4 protein-coding genes are annotated in these 20,377 nt (G+C 67.1%); 3 read left to right on the top strand and 1 reads right to left on the bottom strand.

The genetic code is table 11. The features are described 5' to 3' along the window. Positions 1 to 23: 23 nt before the first annotated feature. From A5740_RS17195 to A5740_RS17185, 3 genes are read left to right on the top strand one after another with little or no spacing between them, the layout of a single operon-like run. Positions 24 to 10,376: a non-ribosomal peptide synthetase gene (locus tag A5740_RS17195; protein ID WP_076195849.1), complete on the top strand. Its 10,353-nt coding sequence runs from the start codon at positions 24 to 26 to the stop codon at positions 10,374 to 10,376. Further along, positions 10,373 to 18,109 carry a non-ribosomal peptide synthetase gene (locus A5740_RS17190; protein WP_076195847.1) on the top strand — a complete coding sequence of 2,579 codons (7,737 nt, stop codon included), beginning with the start codon at positions 10,373 to 10,375 and terminating at the stop codon, positions 18,107 to 18,109. Before A5740_RS17195 ends, A5740_RS17190 begins: the two co-directional genes overlap by 4 nt. Before the next feature lie 9 nt (positions 18,110 to 18,118). Further along, positions 18,119 to 18,919, top strand: coding sequence for a GAP family protein (locus A5740_RS17185; RefSeq protein ID WP_076195845.1), 801 nt, complete (start codon positions 18,119 to 18,121; stop codon positions 18,917 to 18,919). 41 nt (positions 18,920 to 18,960) lie between these two features. Here A5740_RS17185 and A5740_RS17180 read toward each other — a convergent pair whose 3' ends face one another. After that, entirely contained in the window at positions 18,961 to 20,040 is a 1,080-nt protein-coding gene (locus A5740_RS17180) for an acyltransferase (RefSeq protein WP_076196025.1), read from the bottom strand. Between the last annotated feature and the right edge of the window lie 337 nt (positions 20,041 to 20,377).

Raw genomic sequence — 20,377 nt, 5'->3', positions numbered from 1 at the left:
TTGGTCTCTGGAGAAGTTGAATAATGGAATCTGAGGGCGGGGCGCTGCCGCTATCCCGCGGGCAGTTGGATATCTGGCTTTCGCAGGAAAGCGGTCTCGCCGGCACGGAGTGGCAGCTCGGCCTGCTCGGGAGAATCGACGGCGCGGTGCAGCGCGGGCTCCTCGAGCAGGCGATTCGGCAGGCCCTCGAGGAGGCCGAGCCGGCGCGTGCCGCCTTCGTCGAAGTGGACGGTCAGCTTGTGCAGAAGCCCGTCGACTACTCAGACCTGGAGTTGACGTACCACGACCTGCGGGACAGTGCCGATCCAGTACAGAAGGTCCTGGAACTCGCTTCGGCGATTCAGCACACTCCGATGCCGGTCACCGATCGGCTGGTGACATTCGCCCTGTTCCGCACCAAACCGAACGAGTATTTCCTGTTCGGGTTGGGGCACCACATTTCGGTCGACGGGATCGGCATGGCCCTGGTCAGCCGCCGGATCGCGACCATCTACACGGCGCTGGTGTCGGGGGATCCGATACCGCCGGCCTACTTCGGCTCGCTGCAGGATCTGGTGGATTGCGAAGCGGAATACGAAGCATCCCAGGACTTCCAGGACGATCGGGCCTACTGGAGCACCAACCGACCGTCCGAAAGTGGAATCGATCAGGGGCTGCGGCGCTCGGAGGACGGCCGCGACGCCTACGCTCCGTCGGCGTCGGTCGAAGTCGATCAGGTGGCGGTTCGACACATAAAAGAACTGTCCAAGAACCTGCGGATCCGTCGCTACTCGGTCACCACCGCGGCGTGCGCACTGCTCGTACGCGCCTGGTCGGCCAACGCCTCTGAGGTGACCCTGGACTTCCCGGTCAGCCGACGGGTCACCTCGGTGACCAAGACACTGCCGGCCATGCTCGCCGGTGTCGCTCCCCTGGTGCTCAAGGCCCCGCCGGACTGGACGGTCGGTGAGTTCTGCCGGCACGTCGACGAGCGCCTGCGAGAACTGCTGCAGCATCAGCGTTTCCCGGTCCATACCTTGGACGGTGAGGGAAGCGCCCGACGTCATGCCTCCAATCGGGTGGCGATCAACTTCATCCCGGCCCGGCTCACCCTGGACCTGGCCGGTGCCCCGGTGACCGTGTCGTACACCAATCACGGTCCGATGGGGCATTTCGGTCTGTTCTTCATCGGCTCCAGCGATCAGCTGTTCCTGAGCACCGCGGGTGCCGGGCGTCCCTTCGCGGATTTCGAGGTGTCGGACCTGGCCGCACACATCCAACGTGTCCTCGATGCCATGGCGGCCGATCCCGACCGGCCGCTGTCGTCGCTGACCCTGCTGGACGGCCAGGAACGTTCCGAGCTCGCGCAGTTCGGCAACCAGGCGGTACTGGCGCAACCGGCACCGGAAAAGGTGTCGATCCCGGAGCTGTTCGCCAACCAGGTGGCTGCCGCGCCCGACGCCGTGGCGCTGACGTACGAAAGCCGCTCGCTGACCTATCGCGAGCTCGACGAGGCATCCAACCGGCTCGCCCACCTGCTGGCCGCCCGCGGGGCCGGGCCGGGCCAACGGGTGGCGCTGTTCTCGCAGCGCACCGCTTCGGCGGTGATCGGGATGCTGGCGATCCTCAAAACCGGCGCCGCCTATCTGCCGGTCGACCCGGCGGTGCCGCAGGCACGCCTGGAATTCATCCTCGGTGACGCCGGCCCCGTCGCCGCGATCACCACGGCCGCACTGCGGTCCCGGCTCGACGGCTTCGATCTCTCGATCATCGATTTCGGCGACCCTGAGATCGCCGAACAACCCGCAACCGCTCTGCGGCCACCGGTGCCCGACGAGATCGCGTACGTCATCTACACCTCGGGCACCACGGGTGCCCCCAAGGGCGTCGCGGTCACCCACCACAACCTGACGCAGCTGATGCTGTCGCTGGATGTCAGCCTGCCGCGGCACGGCGTGTGGCCCCTGTGCCACTCCCTGGGCTTCGACGCCTCGGTATGGGAGATCGGGCATGCGCTGCTGCGCGGCGGACGACTGGTGGTGGTCGGCGAATCAGTGGCCGGCTCACCCGAGGACTTCCACCGGCTGCTAGTCGGCGAAGAGATCACGGTGTTCACCCAGACCCCTTCGGCCGTGGCGATGCTGCCGGCCGAGGGCCTCGAGCACGCGACGCTCGTGGTCGCGGGGGAGGCCTGCCCGACCGATGTGGTCGACCGTTGGGCGGCCAACGGCCGGATGATGTTCAACGCCTACGGGCCCACCGAGACGACGATCTGCGCATCGATGAGTTCGCCGCTGCACGCCGGTGCGCGCGAGTCCGATGTGGTGCCGATCGGCTCGCCGGTGCCGGGGGCGGCGTTGTTCGTACTCGACTCCTGGATGCAACCGGTTCCGACCGGCGTGGTCGGGGAACTCTACGTCGCCGGCGACGGCGTGGCATGCGGGTACATCGGCCGGCCCGATCTGACGGCGTCGCGGTTCGTGGCCTGCCCGTTCGGTGAACCAGGCCAACGGATGTACCGCACCGGCGACATGGTGCGCTGGGGCGCCGACGGGCAACTGCAGTATCTGGGCCGTGCCGACGAGCAGGTCAAGATCCGGGGCTACCGCATCGAACTCGGCGAAGTCCGTTCGGCGTTGGCTCGGGTCGACGGCGTCACCCATGCCGCGGTGATCGCCCGCGAGGACCGCCCCGGCGACAAGCGACTCGTCGGCTATATCACCGGCACCGCGGATCCGGTCCACGCCCGCGCGCAACTCGCCGATCGGCTGCCGCCCTACATGGTGCCGGCGGCCGTCGTGGTGCTCGACGCGATGCCGTTGACCTCGAACAACAAGCTGGACACGCGCGCGTTGCCGGCTCCCGAATATTCCGGTGGCGCACGTGAATACCGGGCTCCGGGCAGCCCGGTCGAGGAGATCCTGGCCGGGATCTACGCCCAGGTACTGGGTGTGGAGCAGGTCGGCGTGGACGATTCGTTCTTCGATCTCGGCGGCGACAGCATCTTGTCGATGCAGGTGGTGGCGCGCGCCCGGGCGGCCGGCGTGTGGTGCCGCCCGCGCGACATCTTCGTCGAACAGACGGTGGCGCGGCTCGGCGGCGTGGCCAAACTCGCCGGCGGCCAGGCCGCCGTCGTCGACGAAGGCACCGGATCGGTGAACGCGACACCGATCATGCAGTGGCTGCAGGACATGCCGGGGCGGACCGACCAGTTCAACCAGACCGTGGTGATTCAAGCTCCCGCGTCCGCGACCCACGCCGACGCGGTGATCATCCTGCAGGCACTGCTGGACCGACATGCCACGCTGCGGTTGCGCGCGGAAACCGACAGCAGCGGCGACTGGTCGTTGACAGTTCCCGACAAAGGCGCCGTCGACGCACGTGAATGTCTGCACGCCGTCGACACCTTGTCCGAGCAGGCGGTACAGGAAGCGCGATCGCGGCTCGATCCAGCGGCCGGGTCGATGGTGAGCGCCCTGTGGGCGCAGGACACCAACCAGTTGGCCCTGGTCGTCCAGCACCTGGCGGTCGACGGTGTCTCCTGGCGAATCCTGTTGGAAGACTTGAACATCGCCTGGGCGCAGCACCACAGCGGGCAGCCGGTGGCGTTGCCGGCCGGTGGAACCTCGTTCGCCCGCTGGTCGGAGTTGTTGGCCGAACACGCCCGCGACGCGGACGTGGTCCGGCACGCGGACACCTGGCGGAAGGTCGCCGCGACCCCGGCCACACTGCCTCATGTACAGCCGGAGCTGGACACTTACGCCGGCGCCGGGCGGTTGTCGGTGTCGTTGGACGAAGCGACCACCCAGATGCTGCTGGGGGAGGTTCCCGCGGCGTTTCACGCCGGCGTGCAGGACATCCTGCTGATCGCCTTCGGCCTGGCGTGGTCGGAGTTCTCCGGTGCCGGCGCCGACAGTGGCCCGATCGGCATCGACGTCGAAGGGCACGGCCGCAGTGAGGATCTCGGTGGAAATGACCGGATCTCTGATGTCGACCTGTCCCGCACCGTGGGGTGGTTCACCACCAAATATCCGGTGGCACTGGCCGCGGGAGGTCTGACCTGGGTGCACGTTGCCGGCGGCGGTGCGGCACTCGGGCCGGTGATCAAGGCGGCCAAGGAACAGCTGCGCGCAGTGCCGGACGGATTGACCTACGGACTGCTGCGCTACCTCAATCCGGATGTCGATCTGGGTGGTGGTGACCCGACCATCGGCTTCAACTACCTCGGACGCCTCGGTGCGGGTGCGGCCGACCTGTCCGAGGACCTGTGGCGGCTCAGCCCGGACAGCCTGTCGGTGTCCGACGTGGCCGCGGCGATACCGATGGCGCTGGCCCACACCTTGGAGATCAACGCCGGAACCCTGGAGGACGGTGGCGCCGGTCCGCGGTTGCAGGCCAATTGGACCTGGGCGCCCTCGGTGCTCGGCCGGGACCAGGTCGAACGGCTCAGCACGCTGTGGTTCGAGGCGCTGGCCGGGATCTGCGCCCACGTGCAGTCCGGCGGTGGCGGCCTCACCCCGTCCGACGTTGCCCCGGTGCGTCTGACCCAGCAGCAGATCGATGAGCTGACCGAGCGGTACCGCATCGCCGATGTCCTGCCACTGACTCCGCTGCAGCAGGGGCTGCTGTTCCAGTCGAACTTCGCGCAGGATGCGGCCGAGGGCGTCGGCGAAGACGTGTACGCGGTGCAACTCGGCATCACCGTGACCGGTGATCTCGACGCGGACCGGCTGCGCGATGCCGTGGAAGACGTCATCGCCCGCCATCCCAACCTGGCGGCCCGGTTCAGTGAGCAGTTCGGCGAGCCGGTGCAGGTGCTGCCGGCCGACCCGGTGATCGCCTGGCAGTATGTCGACCTGCGCGCCGAAACCCGTTCCGGCGGTGATCATCCGGGCGACGAGCGGGTCGAGCAGCTGTGTGCGGTCGAACGCGGGGCGGTCTGCGACCTGGCCGGCGCGCCCACGTTCCGGGTTGCGTTGATCCGTACCGGCGACGACCGGCACCGCCTGGTGCTGACCATCCACCACATCGTGATCGACGGTTGGTCACTGCCGATCCTGCTACAGGAGATCTTCGGCCGCTATTACGGACACCGGCTCCCGCCGCCCGTTCCGTTCCGCAACTTCGTGCGCTGGTTGACCGATCAGAATCACGCTGCGGCACAGTCGGTGTGGCGCGAGGTACTGGAAGGCTTCGAAAACCCGACCCTCGTCGGTCCGCCGACGCCGGCCGGACCGCGCGGCGTCGAGTCCCATCGACTCTCGGCTGAGATCACCGGTGCGCTGGCCGAGTTGGCCCGCGCCCAACACACCACGATCAACACCGTGCTGCAGGCTGCCTGGGCCCAGGTGCTGATGGCCCAGACCGGCCATCGTGACGTGGCGTTCGGTACGGCGGTATCCGGTCGGCCGGTGGATCTGCCCGGTGCGGAATCGATGGTCGGCCTGCTGATCAACACCGTGCCGGTGCGGGCGAAGATCGGCGCGGACACCACCGTGGCCGAACTGCTGGATCAACTGCAGCGCGTACACAACGACACCGTCGAGCACGAACACCTGGCGCTGGCCGAGATTCACCGGGCGAGCGGACACGACCGGTTGTTCGACACCCTGTTCGTGTACGAGAACTATCCGATCGACCCGCAGGCCCTGCTGGGTGCGCAGGAGTTGGGCATCACCGACTTCGTCAGCCGTGAATACAACCACTACCCGCTGTCGATGGTCGCGATGCCCGGTGCGGAGCTGGGTTTGCGCATCGAGTTCGACACCGAGGTGTTCGGGCCGACGGACATTGCGGCGCTGGTCAATCGGATGAAGCAGGTGTTGGCGGCGATGGCCGCCGATCCGGACCGCCGGGTCTCGTCGATCGATCTGCTCGGTCCCGACGAGCACGACCGGCTGCACGACTGGGGTAACCGTGCGGTGTTGACTGCGCCGGCCCAGGCCGCTGCGTCGATTCCGGAACTCTTCGCCGCGCAGGTGGCCCGTGATCGAGATGCGGTGGCACTCACCTACGACGGCCGGTCGATCACCTACGGCGAACTCGACGAGTCGTCGAACCGGTTGGCGCACGTGCTGTCCGCCCGCGGCGCCGGCCCCGGCCGGCGGGTGGCGATGCTGCTGCCGCGCAACGCCGAGGCCATCGCCGCCATCCTGGCCGTGGTGAAAACCGGGGCGGCCTACGTGCCGATCGACCCGGCACACCCTGACGCGCGTATCGAATTCGTCCTGGCCGATGCCGCACCGGTGGTTGCGCTCACCACCACAGAGTTGCGCCACCGACTGGAACCATCCGGCGTGCCCGTCCTCGATGTCGACGACCCGTCGGTCAGGGCGCAGCCGACCACAGCGGTGGCCTCCAAGGGTGGTGCCGGCGACATCGCCTACGTCATCTACACCTCCGGAACCACCGGAATGCCCAAGGGCGTGGCGGTGACTCACCGCAACGTCACCACGCTGCTCGAGACGCTCGGCGCGGAACTGTCCGTCGGCCGGACCTGGACGCAATGCCATTCGTTGGCCTTCGACTACTCGGTCTGGGAGATCTGGGGGCCCCTGCTCAGTGGCGGCCGGTTGCTGGTCGTGCCGGATGCGGTGGTCCGCTCGCCCGAAGACCTGCTTGCGCTCCTGGTCGATGAACAGGTCAATGTCCTGAGCCAGACGCCCTCGGCGTTCTACGCGTTGCAGACCGCTGATGCGCTGGCGCCGGAGCTGGGCCGGCGGTTGACGCTGGAGACGGTGGTGTTCGGTGGTGAAGCCCTTGAGCCACAGCGACTCTCCGGTTGGCTGCGCAGTCACCCCAGTTCACCGCGGTTGATCAACATGTACGGGATCACCGAGACGACGGTGCATGCGTCGTACCGCGAAATCAGCGGGGCCGATCTCGACAGCAACTCCAGTCCGATCGGGGTGCCGTTGGGACATCTGGCGTTCTTCGTGCTGGACGAGTGGATGCGTCAGGTCCCCGTGGGTGTGGTCGGCGAATTGTATGTGGCCGGCGCCGGATTGGCGGTCGGCTACGTGGGTCGACCGGATCTCTCGTCGACGCGGTTCGTGGCGTGCCCGTACGGGGAACCCGGCCGGCGGATGTACCGCACCGGTGATCTCGTGCGCTGGGGCGCCGACGGCGAGCTGCGGTACGAGGGACGCGCCGACAAGCAGGTCAAGATCCGTGGCTACCGCATCGAACTCGGTGAGGTGCAGGCCGCCCTGGCCGTCGTCGACGGTGTCGAACATGCGGCCGTGATCGCCCGTGAGGATCGTCCCGGCGACAAACGTCTCGTCGGTTACGTCACCGGATCGGTCGATCCGTCCGCCGCCCGGACCACGCTGGCCGAACGTCTTCCGACGTACATGGTGCCCACCGCGGTGGTGGTGCTCGACGCCCTGCCGCTCACCGTGAACGGGAAACTCGACACCCGGGCCCTACCGGCGCCGGAGTATCAGGATGCCGATCAGTACCGGGCGCCGCACGATGCCGTCGAGCAGATCCTGGCCGGCATCTACGCCCAGGTGCTCGGGGTCGAGCGGGTCGGCGTCGACGATTCCTTCTTCGACCTCGGAGGCGACAGCATCTCGTCGATGCAGGTGGTGGCGCGCGCCCGCGCCGCGGGGCTGGTGTGTCGTCCGCGCGATGTGTTCGTCGAGCAGACGGTGGCCCGGCTGGCGCAGGTCGTGGTCTCCGCCGACGGCCAGGCCGCCGTGGCCGACGAGGGGATCGGCCCGGTGCCGGCCACCCCGATCATGCGGTGGTTGCACGAGATCGATGAATCCGCAGACGAATTCAACCAGGCGGTGGTGCTACGGGCACCCGATGGGGTCACCGAGAGCGACGTGGTGATCGTGCTGCAGGCGCTGCTGGATCGGCATGCGATGTTGCGGTTGACCGCGGAAGCCGGCCCTGATGGCAAATGGTCGTTGACCGTGCCGGAACCGGGCACGGTGGATGCGGCTGCCAGCGTGCACATCGTCGACGAGTTGTCGGACGAGGCCCTGTTGGCGGCGCGGTCACGGTTGAATCCCGCCGCCGGGGAGATGGTCAGCGCGCTGTGGGTACCGCACACCGGTGCCCTGGTCCTGATGATCCACCACCTGGCCGTGGACGCGGTGTCATGGCGGATTTTGTTGGAAGACTTGAACATCGGCTGGGCACAGCACCGCAGTGGGCAGGCGATCGAGTTGCCGGCCGTGCGAACGTCCTTTGCGCGCTGGTCCTCGGTGCTCAACGAGTACGCACACAAGCCGGCCGTGGTCGAGCTCGCCGACACCTGGCGGCAGGTGGCGGCCCTGCCCGCGGCGCTGCCGGCCGTGCAACCGGCGGTGGACACCTACGCGCATGCCGGGCAGTTGTCGGTGGAGTTGGATGTCGAGTCCACCCGCCAGTTGCTCGGCGCGGTCCCGGCCGCGTTCCACGCCGGTGTGCAGGACATTCTGCTGATCGCATTCGGCCTGGCCGCTGCGGAATTCCTCGGCACCGCAGGCGATCCGATCGCCGTCGACGTCGAGGGGCACGGACGCGACGAAGAACTCGCCGGCGACGTGGACCTGTCGCGCACCGTCGGATGGTTCACCGCCAAGTATCCTGTCGCGCTGCTGCCCGGTGAATTGTCCTGGGAAACCGTCACTTCCGGTGATGCCGCACTCGGGCCGGTGATCAAGGAAGCCAAGGAACGGTTGCGGGCCCTGCCGGACGGGATCACCTACGGGCTGCTGCGATACCTCAATCCCGAGGTGGGTCTGGATGGCCCGGATCCGGCCTTCGGCTTCAACTATCTGGGTCGTCTGGGTGCGGGTGCGGGTGAACTGTCCGACGAGCTGTGGCGGATCGATCAGGAGGCGGTCTCGGTCACCGCGTCGGCCACGGCGGTGCCGACACCGCTGGGGCACACGGTCGAACTCAACGCCGGCACCATCGATGCCACGAACGGAACGGACGACGGTCCGCGGTTGCACGCCACCTGGACGTGGGCCACCTCTGCGCTGGACGCCGACCAGGTGGGCCGGCTGAGCCGGCTGTGGTTCGAGGCGCTGGCCGGGATCTGCGCGCACGTGCGGGACGGCGGCGGCGGGTTGACCCCGTCCGACATCGCCCCGGCGCGCCTGTCCCAACCGCAGATCGATGAGCTGCAACAGCAATACGCCGTCGCCGACGTGCTGCCCTTGACACCGCTGCAGCAGGGTCTGCTGTTCCACACCGGGTCCGGGCAGGGCGGTGACGACCTGTACTCCGTACAACTGGACATCACCGTGGCCGGTCCGCTGGATGCCGAGCGGTTGCGGGACGCGGTGCAGGACGTGATCAGGCGACGTCCGAACATCGTCGCCCGCTTCCACGAGGACTTCGGTCTGCCGGTGCAGGTGCTGCCGGCGGAGCCCGTGCTCGCGTGGCAGTACCTCGATCTCACCGGACTGCCGGACCGGGAAGTGGAACCACAGATCGAACAGTTCTGCGCCACCGAACGGACCGCCGTCGGTGGGTTGGGTGATCAGCCGGCGTTCCGTGCCGCGCTGATCCGCACCGGTGACAACCAGCACCGGTTCGTGCTCACCAACCACCACATCGTTCTCGACGGCTGGTCGAAACCGATTCTGTTGCAGGAGATCTTCGCCGGGTATTTCGGTGGCCGGCTGCCGGCACCCGTTCCGTACCGGCGATTCGTCACCTGGCTGGCCGAACAGGACGTCAGCGCGGCGCAGGAAGCCTGGCGCGAGGTATTCGCCGGGTTCGACACCCCGACACTGGTCGGACCGCCCGCGCGGATCGCGCTCGGGCGCCGCGGCGTCGAATCGTTCCAGCTGTCCGCCGAGACCACCAAGGCCCTGGGCGAGTTGGCCCGGACCTGTCACACCACCATCAGCACGGTGCTGCAGGGTGCCTGGGCGCAGCTGCTGATGTGGCTGACCGGTCAGCGCGACGTCGCCTTCGGTACTGCGGTATCAGGGCGGCCGACCGACCTTCCCGGCGCTGAGTCGATGGTCGGCCTGCTGATCAACACGGTGCCGGTACGGGCCACGTTCACCCCGGCCACCACGATCGCCAGTTTGTTGGACCAAATCCAGGGTGCGTACAGCGAAACCTTGGATCATCAGCATCTGGCGCTCCACGAGATACATCGGGTGACCGGTCACGACCAGTTGTTCGACACGATGTTCGTCTACGAAAACTATCCGATCGACACGGCCGCCCTGTCGGGCGTCAATGAATTGGCGATCACCCATTTCACCAACCGCGAGTACAACCACTACCCGCTGTCGGTGCAGGCCGTACCCGGCCATGAACTGGGGTTACGTGTCGAATTCGATTCTGACATCTTCGATTCGGTCCGAATCGCAAGGTTGGTCAAGCGGTTCAGGCGGGTACTCGAGGCCATGACCGCAGACACGAGGGGGCAGTCATGAGCATCGATTCCAGTCGGACACTGTTGTCGTTCGACCTGCTCGATGACAACGAACATGACCGGCTCGACGAGTGGGGCAATCGGGCGGCGTTGGCGCACCCGCCGTCGGAGCCGGTCACGGTTCCGACGTTGTTCGGTGCCCAGGTAAACCGGACCCCGGAGTCGATGGCGCTGGTCTGTGGCGAGCAATCGTGGACCTATCGCGAACTCGACGAGGCTTCGAATCGGTTGGCGCACGTGCTGGCCGCGCAGGGCGCGGGGCCGGGGGACACCGTCGCGATGTTGATTCCCCGCTCGGGCGAGGCGATCGTGTCGATCCTGGCGGTGCTCAAGACCGGGGCTGCCTATCTGCCCATCGACCCGGCACATCCCGATGAGCGAATCGGGTTCATGCTCACCGATGCGACACCCGTCGCCGCGGTCACCACGGCGGATCTGCGTACCCGTCTCGACGGCGTCGACGTGCCGGTGATCACGGTCGACGACCCGGCGGTGGGAAGTCAGTCGAGCACCGCGCTGCCGGGACCTCACCCTGACGACCTGGCCTACATGACCTACACGTCGGGCACCACCGGTGTACCGAAAGCCGTTGCGGTGTCGCACCGCAACGTGACTTCACTGGTGGAACGCCTGCATGCCGACCTTCCCCCCGGGCCGGGTCAGGCGTGGTCGCAATGGCACTCTCTGGTCTTCGACGTCTCGGTGTGGGAGATCTGGGGTGCGCTGCTGCACGGCGGGCGACTGGTGGTCGTGCCCGAGGCCGCCGCCAGTTCGCCGGATGAGCTGCACAACCTCCTGGTCACCGAGAAGGTCAGCGTGCTGTGCCTGACTCCCTCGGCGGCGGGCATGCTGTCGCCGGAGCGGTTGGAATCGGCGACGCTGGTGGTCGCCGGCGAGGCCTGCCCCACCGAACTGGTGGAGCGCTGGGCGCCGGGCCGGGTGATGATCAACGCCTACGGGCCCACGGAGGCAACGGTTTACGCCGCGATGAGTGCGCCGTTGACGGCTTCCGGTGGTGACGGCGGAATCGTACCGATCGGTTCGCCGGTCCCCGGTGCGGCGTTGTTCGTGCTGGATCAGTGGCTTCGGCCGGCCCCCGAAGGTGTGGTCGGTGAGTTGTACATCGCCGGTGCCGGCGTGGCCGTCGGCTATGCGCGCCGGTCGGGGCTGACCGCCTCGCGGTTCGTGGCGTGCCCGTTCGGCGGCGACGATGCTCCCGGGGCCGTCATGTACCGGACCGGCGACCTGGTCAAGTGGGGCGAAGACGGACAGCTGCAGTATCTGGGCCGCGCCGATGAGCAGGTCAAGATCCGCGGATACCGCATCGAACTGGGCGAGGTGCAGGCTGCCCTGGCCGGGTTGGACGGGGTCACCCAGGCCGTCGTGATCGCCCGTGAGGACCGTCCCGGTGACAAACGGCTGGTCGGGTATGTCACCGGCAACGCCGATCCGGTCCAGATGCGTGCGGCGCTGGCCAAGCGGCTGCCGGCCTACATGGTGCCCGCGGCGGTGGTGGTGGTCGACGCGTTCCCGCTGACCGTGAACGGCAAGCTCGACAAGCGCGCCCTGCCGGCACCCGAATACCGCAGTGCCGAAAGTGGTTACCGGGCACCGGGCAACCCCGTCGAGGAGATCCTGGCCGACATCTATGCCCAGGTGCTGGGCGTGGACAAGGTCGGCGTCGACGACTCATTCCTGGACCTGGGTGGAGACAGCATCCTGTCGATGCAGGTGGTGGCGCGGGCCAGGGCGGCCGGTGTGCGGTGCCGCCCGCGCGACATCTTCGTCGAGCAGACCGTGGCCGGCGTCGCGCGGGTCGCGGGCTTCGCCGATCCGGAGAACGTGGTCGTCGACGAGGGCACCGGCCCGGTGTTGCCCACCCCGATCATGCGGTGGCTGCGCGAAGTGCCGGGCCCGGTGGACCAGTTCAACCAGACGGTGGTGCTGCAGGCGCCGGATCCGGCCACGGAGGCCGATGCGGTGGTTCTCGTGCAGGCGCTGCTCGATCGGCATGCCACTTTGCGGATGCGCACCGAGACCGACGCCGACGGGCAGTGGTCGCTGAATGTGCCCGATCCCGGCGCGGTCGACGCCCGTGACTGCCTGTCGGTCGTGTCGGACCTGTCCGACGAGGCATTGACGGCGGCGTTGACGCAGCTGGACCCGCCGGCGGGATCGGTCCTGCGAGCTTTGTGGGTGCCGGCCACCCGCCAGTTGGTGCTGATGATCCACCACCTGGCGGTCGACGGTGTGTCCTGGCGAATCCTTTTGGAAGACTTGAACATCGCCTGGGCGCAGCACCACAGCGGACAGCCCGTGCAGCTGCCCGCGGGCGGCACGTCGTTCGCCCGCTGGTCGCACCTGCTGACCGAGCACGCCGCGGATGCCGACGTGGTCCGGCACGCCGACGCCTGGCGTCAGGTGAGCGAGGTCCCTCCGGCCCTGCCGGCGCGGCAGCCTGAGGTCGACACCTACGCCAACGCCGGCCAGCTGTCGGTGGAGTTGGACGTCGAAACCACCCGCCAGCTGCTCGGTGAGGTGCCCGCAGCGTTTCACGCCGGGGTGCAGGACATCCTGCTCATCGCCTTCGGTCTGGCCTGGACCGAATACCTCGGAACCGGCGGCACGCCGATCAGTTTCGACGTGGAGGGGCACGGCCGCAACGAGGACATCGGGGGAGAGGACACCGCCGATGTCGATCTGTCACGCACCGTGGGTTGGTTCACCACCAAATACCCGGTGGCGCTCCAGATGGCCGAATTGCCTTGGGAAAAGGTGATTTCGGGCGAGGCTGAACTGGGGCCCGTCCTGAAGGCGGCCAAAGAACAACTGCGCGCCCTGCCCGACGACCTGACCTACGGGATGTTGCGTTACCTGAACGAGGACGTCGAGCTGGACGGACCGGATCCGACGATCGGGTTCAACTACCTCGGCCGTCTCGGCGCCGGCGTCGGTGACCTCTCCGACGACCTGTGGCGCATCGATCAGGACGCGTTGTCGGCCACCGGCGCGGCGTCGGCCGTACCCATGCCGTTGATGCACACCGTGGAACTCAACGCCGGCACCATGGACACCGATGCCGGGCCGTGCCTGCAGGCCGCATGGACCTGGGCGCCCTCGGTCGTCGGTGCGGACCAGGTGGACCGGATCAGCCGGCTGTGGTTCGAGGCGCTGAAGGGAATCTGCGCCCACGTACGCTCCGGCGGTGGCGGGTTGACCCCGTCGGATGTGCTTCCGGCCCGGCTGGCCCAACACCAGATCGATGAGCTGCAGCAACAATTCGCCGTTGCCGACGTGCTGCCGTTGACCCCCGTTCAGCAGGGTCTGCTGTTCCACTCCACCTTCGCCCGTGGCGAAGGTGCCCACGACGACGTGTACGCGGTGCAGCTCGACATCACCGTCACGGGCGTGGTGGACCAGCACCGGCTCCGCGATGCACTGCACACCGTCGTTGCTCGCCATCCGAACCTGGCGGCCCGCTTCTGCGGGCAGTTCGGCGATCCCGTGCAGGTGATCCCGGCGGATCCGGTGATGGCGTGGCGGTACCTGGATCTGCGGGGCGACGACCAGAGCCCCGACGAGGAAGTACGACAGCTCTGCGATGCCGAGCGGTCCGCCGTCTGCGACCTCGCCGAACGGCCGACGTTCCGGGCCGCGCTGATCCGCACCTCGGGCAACGAGCACCGGTTCGTGTTGACGTTCCACCACATCGTGATCGACGGTTGGTCACTGCCGATCCTGCTGCAGGAGATCTTCGCCAGTTATTTCGGGCAGCGGTTGCCGGCGCCCGCGTCGTACCGCAACTTCGTCGACTGGCTGGCCCGCCAAGATCGGGCAGCGGCCGAGGTGGCATGGCGGAACCTGTTGTCGGGCTTCGAAACCCCGACTCTGGTCGCGCCGCCGGTCGAGCCCGGGCCCCGCGGCATCGAGACTTACCGGGTATCGGCCGAGACCACCCGGGCACTCGCCGAGCTTGCGCGTTCACAGCACACCACGGTGGCCACGGTGCTGCAGGCTGCGTGGGCCCAGCTGCTGATGTGGCTGACCGGTCAACACGATGTCGCCTTCGGTACCGCCGTCTCGGGTCGGCCCACCGACCTGCCCGGCGCGGATTCGATGGTCGGCCTGCTGATCAACACGGTGCCGGTGCGGGCCCGCACCACGGCCACCACCACCGTGGCCGAGCTGCTCGGCCAGCTGCAGCGTGCGCACAACGACACCCTGGAGCATGAACACCTGGCGCTCACCGACATTCATCATCTCTCCGGTCACGAGCAGCTGTTCGACACGCTCTTCCTGTACGAGAGCTATCCGATCGACGCGAGCGCGTTCATGGGTGTGCAGGAGTTGGCGGTCACCGAGTTCAACAACCGCGAGTACAACCACTACCCGCTGTCGGTGATGGCCCTGCCCGGCCACGAGCTGGGCCTGCGACTCGAGTTCGACAGCGACGTGTTCAGCGTCGCCGAGATCGAAGGTCTGGTGGAGCGGTTCCAGCGGCTGCTGGTCGACATGACCACCGATCCGACGCGCCGGCTCTCGTCGATGGATGTGCTCGAGGCAGCCGAACACGATCGGCTCGACGAGTGGAGCAACCGCCGCATCCTCGACCAACCGGTGACCGAACCGATCTCGATCCCGGAGATGTTCAGCCGGCAGGTCGAGCGTGACCCGGGTGCGCCCGCGCTGACCTTCGGCGACTGCTCGCTGACCTACGACGAGCTCGACGAGGACGCCCGTCGGCTGGCAAATCTATTGGCGCTCATGGGCGCCGGGCCGGGACAGACCGTGGCGCTGCTGGCGTCGCGGTCCGACCGGGCGATCGTGGCGATCCTGGCGGTGCTCAAGACCGGCGCGGCCTATCTGCCGATCGACCCGGCCGTGCCCGCCGCACGGCTGAAGTTCATGCTCGCCGATGCCGCGCCGATCGTCGCCATCACGACGGCCGAGCTGCGGTCCCGGCTGGACGGCACCGACGTGCAGATCGTCGAGGTCGATGATCCCGCGGTGGAATCCGCGGGCCTGATCTACCCGACCGCCGATCTGCTGCCGCCGGCCGCCGATGACATCGCGTACCTGATCTACACCTCGGGTACCACCGGCACGCCCAAGGGCGTTGCCGTCTCCCACGGCAACGTCACGCAGGTGCTGGAGCGGCTGCACCCCGACCTGCCCGCCGGCCCCGGACAGGTGTGGTCGCAATGGCATTCACTGGTCTTCGACGTCTCGGTGTGGGAGATCTGGGGTGCGCTGCTGCACGGAGCCCAGCTGGTCGTCGTGCCCGAGTCGGTGGCCGGCTCACCGGACGATCTGCACGATCTGCTGGTCGCCGAGAAGGTCAGCGTGCTCTACCAGACACCGTCGGCGGTCGGGATGCTCTCGCCCGAAGGCTTGGAGAACACCACGCTGGTCGTGGCCGGTGAGGCCTGCCCGAGCGAAGTGGTCGATCGGTGGGCGCCCGGTCGCGTCATGATCAACGCCTACGGGCCGACCGAAGCCACGATCTACGGCACGATGAGCGCGCCGCTGAAGAAGATGCAGCGGGCCGGCGCCATCGTTCCGATCGGTTCGCCGGTGCCTTCGGGGGCGGCCTTTGTCCTCGACGAGTGGCTGCGTCCGGTCTCCGCCGGTGTGGTGGGGGAGCTCTACCTCGCCGGCCGCGGGGTCGCCGTCGGCTATCTGCACCGGGCCGGGCTGACCGCGTCGCGGTTCGTCGCCTGCCCGTTCGGCGGACCCGACGCTGCCGGACAGGTCATGTACCGCACCGGCGATCTGGTCATGTGGGGTGACGACGGACAACTGCAGTATCTGGGCCGCGCCGACGAGCAGGTCAAGATCCGCGGTTACCGCATCGAGTTGGGTGAAATCCAGGCGGCCCTGGCCGAACTCGACGCCGTGAACCAGGCGGCGGTGATCGCCCGCGAGGACCGCCCCGGCGACAAGCGGCTGGTCGGGTATGTGACCGGCAACGGCGACCCGACCCAGCTGCGCAAGGAGTTGGCCGTGCGGCTGCCGGCCTACATGGTGCCTTCGACGATCGTGGTCCTCGACGTGCTTCCCTTGACGGTCAACGGCAAGCTGGATCGTCGCGCGCTGCCGGCGCCGAATTACCAGGACGCCGCGCGGTACCGCGCCCCGTCGAACGCCGTCGAAGAGAAGGTTGCCGGCATCTACGCCCAGGTCCTCGGTATGGACCGGGTCGGTGTCGACGAGTCCTTCTTCGACCTTGGTGGGGATTCGATCTCGGCGATGCGGGTGATCGCCGCGGTCAACACGACGCTCGAGGTCGATCTGGCCGTGCGTACCTTGTTCGAGACGCCGACGGTGGCCGGCTTGAGCCTCCAGCTCGAGGGGGACACCGCAGCCGACAGTCGAAGTCCCAGTGGGGTGAGTTTCGCCTCGGTGCACGGGCACAACGCCGTCGAGGTGCACGCCGGTGACCTGACGCTGGACAAGTTCATCGACTCGACCACCCTGCGGACGGCCCGCGTCCTGCCGCGTCCGGACGGCAACGTGCAGACGGTCCTGCTGACCGGGGCGACCGGCTTCCTCGGACGCTATCTGCTGCTGGACTGGCTGCAGCGGCTACGCCGGGTCGACGACAAGGTGATCTGCCTGGTGCGCGGCAAGTCCGACGAGGATGCCCGCCGCCGGTTGGAGGCCACCTTCGACACCGATCCGGTGCTGCAGCGCCGGTTCCGGGAACTGGCCGCGGAACGGCTCGAGGTGGTCGCCGGGGACAAGAGCGAACCCGACTTCGGGCTCGATGGCCAGCGGTGGCGGGAGCTGGCCGAGAGGGTCGATCTGATCGTCGACTCGGCGGCGTTCGTCAACAGCGTGCTGCCCTACAGCGAGCTGTTCGGTCCGAACGTCGTCGGCACCGCCGAGCTGATCCGGTTCGCACTGACCGCCAAGCTCAAGCCGTACAACTACATCTCCACATCGGATGTGGGCCGTCAGGTCGAGCCGTCGAAGTTCATCGAGGACGCCGACATCCGCGAGATCAGCGCCACCCGTACGGTCGACGCGAGCTACGCCAACGGCTACGGCAACAGCAAGTGGGCCGGTGAGGTGTTGCTGCGTGAGGTACACGATCTGTGCGGGTTGCCGGTCGCGGTGTTCCGGTCCGGCATGATCCTGACCGAAGCCACCTACGCCGGGCAGCTCAACGCGGCCGACACCGTCAGCCGGATGGTGCTGAGCATCGTGGCCACCGGCGTGGCGCCCAAGTCCTTCTACCGGCTCGGCCACGACGGCGAGCGGCAGCGCGCCCACTTCGACGGGCTGCCGGTGGACTTCGTCGCCGAGGCGATCACCACCCTCGGTTGGCAGGTGGCACGTTCGGGCTCAGCCGATTTCGAGACCTACCACGTGATGAATCCGCACGATGACGGCATCGGCATCGACACCTACGTCGACTGGCTGATCGAGGCGGGCTATCCGATCGAACGGATCGACGACTTCGCAGAGTGGTTGCGCCAATTCGAAACCCGTCTCCGGGAGCTGCCCGAACGGCAACGGCAGAACTCGGTCCTGCAGATGCTGACGCTGCTCAAGCAGCATGCCGGCGAGTTGCAGGCACCGGAACCGACGCTTGGTTCCTACGCCCCTGCCGACCGGTTCCACGCCGCGGTGCAGGAGTCGAAAGTCGGTGCCGGCAACGATATTCCCCATGTGACACCCGAGGTCATCGTCAAATACGTGACAGACCTCCAGTTGCTCGGGATGCTGTAGGGCCGAAAAATGTGGGGCGACATTTTGAGCATGGCACTTTTCGTGTCACTCAACCCGGTACTGCTCGGCTTCATTCTGCTGGTGATTTCGCGGCCTCGTCCGCTGTCGAATCTCCTGGCGTTCTGGATCGGCGCGATGATCGTGAATGTGCCGGCGTTTGTGGTGCCGGTACTGGTGCTTCACGCTGTCCCGTCATTCGCCTCGGCGGCCCAGGATCTGGTCAACCCGAGTCCCACGTCGGGTATCCAACCCCTGCAACTCTGTATGGGTGTGGCCTGGTTGGTGATTGCCGCGTTGTTGGTCATGCGGATCCGGCAGCAGAAGCGGATCAAGCAGACGGTCCCCGCCGGACCGCAGGGACATTCCTCGACGCTGGTGCTGGAGGGAGAACCGGAGCGACAACGGCCGGCGCCGGGCCGAATCCGCACCATGTGGTCGCGGATCTACGACCCGCTCCGGCGGCTGTTCCACCGACTGCATGAGGCCTGGGAGAACGGCGCGCTGTGGATCGGGCTGGTGTTCGGCATGGGATACATCGCGCCGCCGCCCCTGGTGCTGTTGGTGGCGACTCTGATCGCCGGCTCGGGCGTTGCGCTCGGCACCCAGGTGGTGGCCAGTGTGGTGTTCGTGTTCGCGATGCTCATCGTGTTCGAAATAGCGTTGCTGAGTTATGTGATCTCCCCGGCCCGCACCGCCGCTCTCCTCGAACCGCTGCACGAATGGTCGCGGAAACACCGCCTGTTGGTGCTGGCCGTGTTGTTCACCTTGATCGGCATCTGGCAGACGGTGAAGGGCTCCGGCCTGATCTGAGGTCCTGCTGCGAGGCCCAATCTGAAGTGCGTCCGGCGCAATCAAATCCGCCGCGGCGCCGCCACTGTCCGCGTGTCCGCGTCGGCTTTCTCGGCAGGCGTCTTGGCGGCCTGCTTGAAGATTCGGGCTTTCAGGGCCGACGCGCGTTTTTCCACCACGAACCAGCTCAGGGCGGACACCGGCAGCACGACGGCCGTGGCGAGGACGAAGAACAGGAAAGGGTTCAGCGGCGCAAGCCCGCAGACGGCCAGCAATTGTTGGATCGGGAAGGCGTAAATGTAGACGCCGTAGGAGAAATCGTTGCGCAGACGCGATTTCCGGATCAGTGCCCCGGAAACGATGATCGCGTAGGCCAGCGGTAGGACTCCCAGCATCCGGTAGTTCTGGATGAACCCGGAGGACGCGACCAGGGCGACGCTGAGGGCGACCAACGACCACCGGGCCGGGATCTTGTCCTGGTACTGGTAGAACATCGCACCGGCGAGGAAGACCACGGCAAAACGGGCGAGCATCTGCGCCATGCTGTAGCCCGGCGGCGTGTAGGAGACGTAGGCCGACCAACACAGCGCCAGGACGAACATCGTCGGGATGGTCCAGCGTCGCTTCAGCAATCCGAGGAATCCGACCACCGACACCAGGACATCGCACAGGAGAACGAAGAACAGTGTCCAGATCGACCCGTCCCAAATACCCGGGAAGGGAATGTTATTCGGTGTCCCGTCGATGCCGGCATAAGCGACGTTGAGCAGACCGTTGTTGACCACGTAGGCAATCTGGGACGACAGTGTCAGCGACGTGTCTTGAATCTTGGCGGCGATCGGCGCGATGACGAAGGCCACGATCGTCAGGCACACCCACAGCCCGGGGAAGATCCGTAAGAACCGCGACGCCCAATACTCTTTCAGGTGGGGCCGGCGGATCCAGGCCGCGGTGATCAGAAACCCGGAAATGACGAAGAATCCGTCGGCAAACATGTCGCTGAGCAAGCGGGTCACCGGGACGTTGTCGATCTCTCGCCCGGTGAGAGGCCAGGAGTGCCAGAAAACGACGCCAATTGCGAGCACCAGCCGCCAGGCGGTCAGGGCATTGTGACGTTTGTCGAATACCTGCCCAAGCGTCATGGTGCCACCCCCGAAGGCTCCGCTGTTGTGTTCCGCAAACAATCTTGGCATAACCCCGCACCGGTCGAGCACCGGATCAACCGGAAAACTGGCGGTAAGGCCAAGGCGCACTTGGCTTTTGATCAATATCAAATTTGCTGGGAGGCCAGGCGTGAGAGTTATTGTGGCGTGGGGGATTAACGGCTGGAACTTCGACGCCCAGCCATCGGGTGAAGGCCGTATCGCATGCGTCAAGCTCACGGCGGGCGGACGGTAGAAAACCAACGGCCCTCAACTTGTCGGTCGTGAACAACGGGACGGCCGGTGGCGCGGCAGGCGGTTCGTTTGCCATCATTGC

Origin of the sequence: Mycobacterium sp. GA-1841, assembly GCF_001954135.1 — a bacterium.
GTDB lineage: Bacteria > Actinomycetota > Actinomycetes > Mycobacteriales > Mycobacteriaceae > Mycobacterium.
Note: the sequence above shows the minus strand (reverse complement) of the source record. Positions and strands in the feature narration are given on the sequence as shown.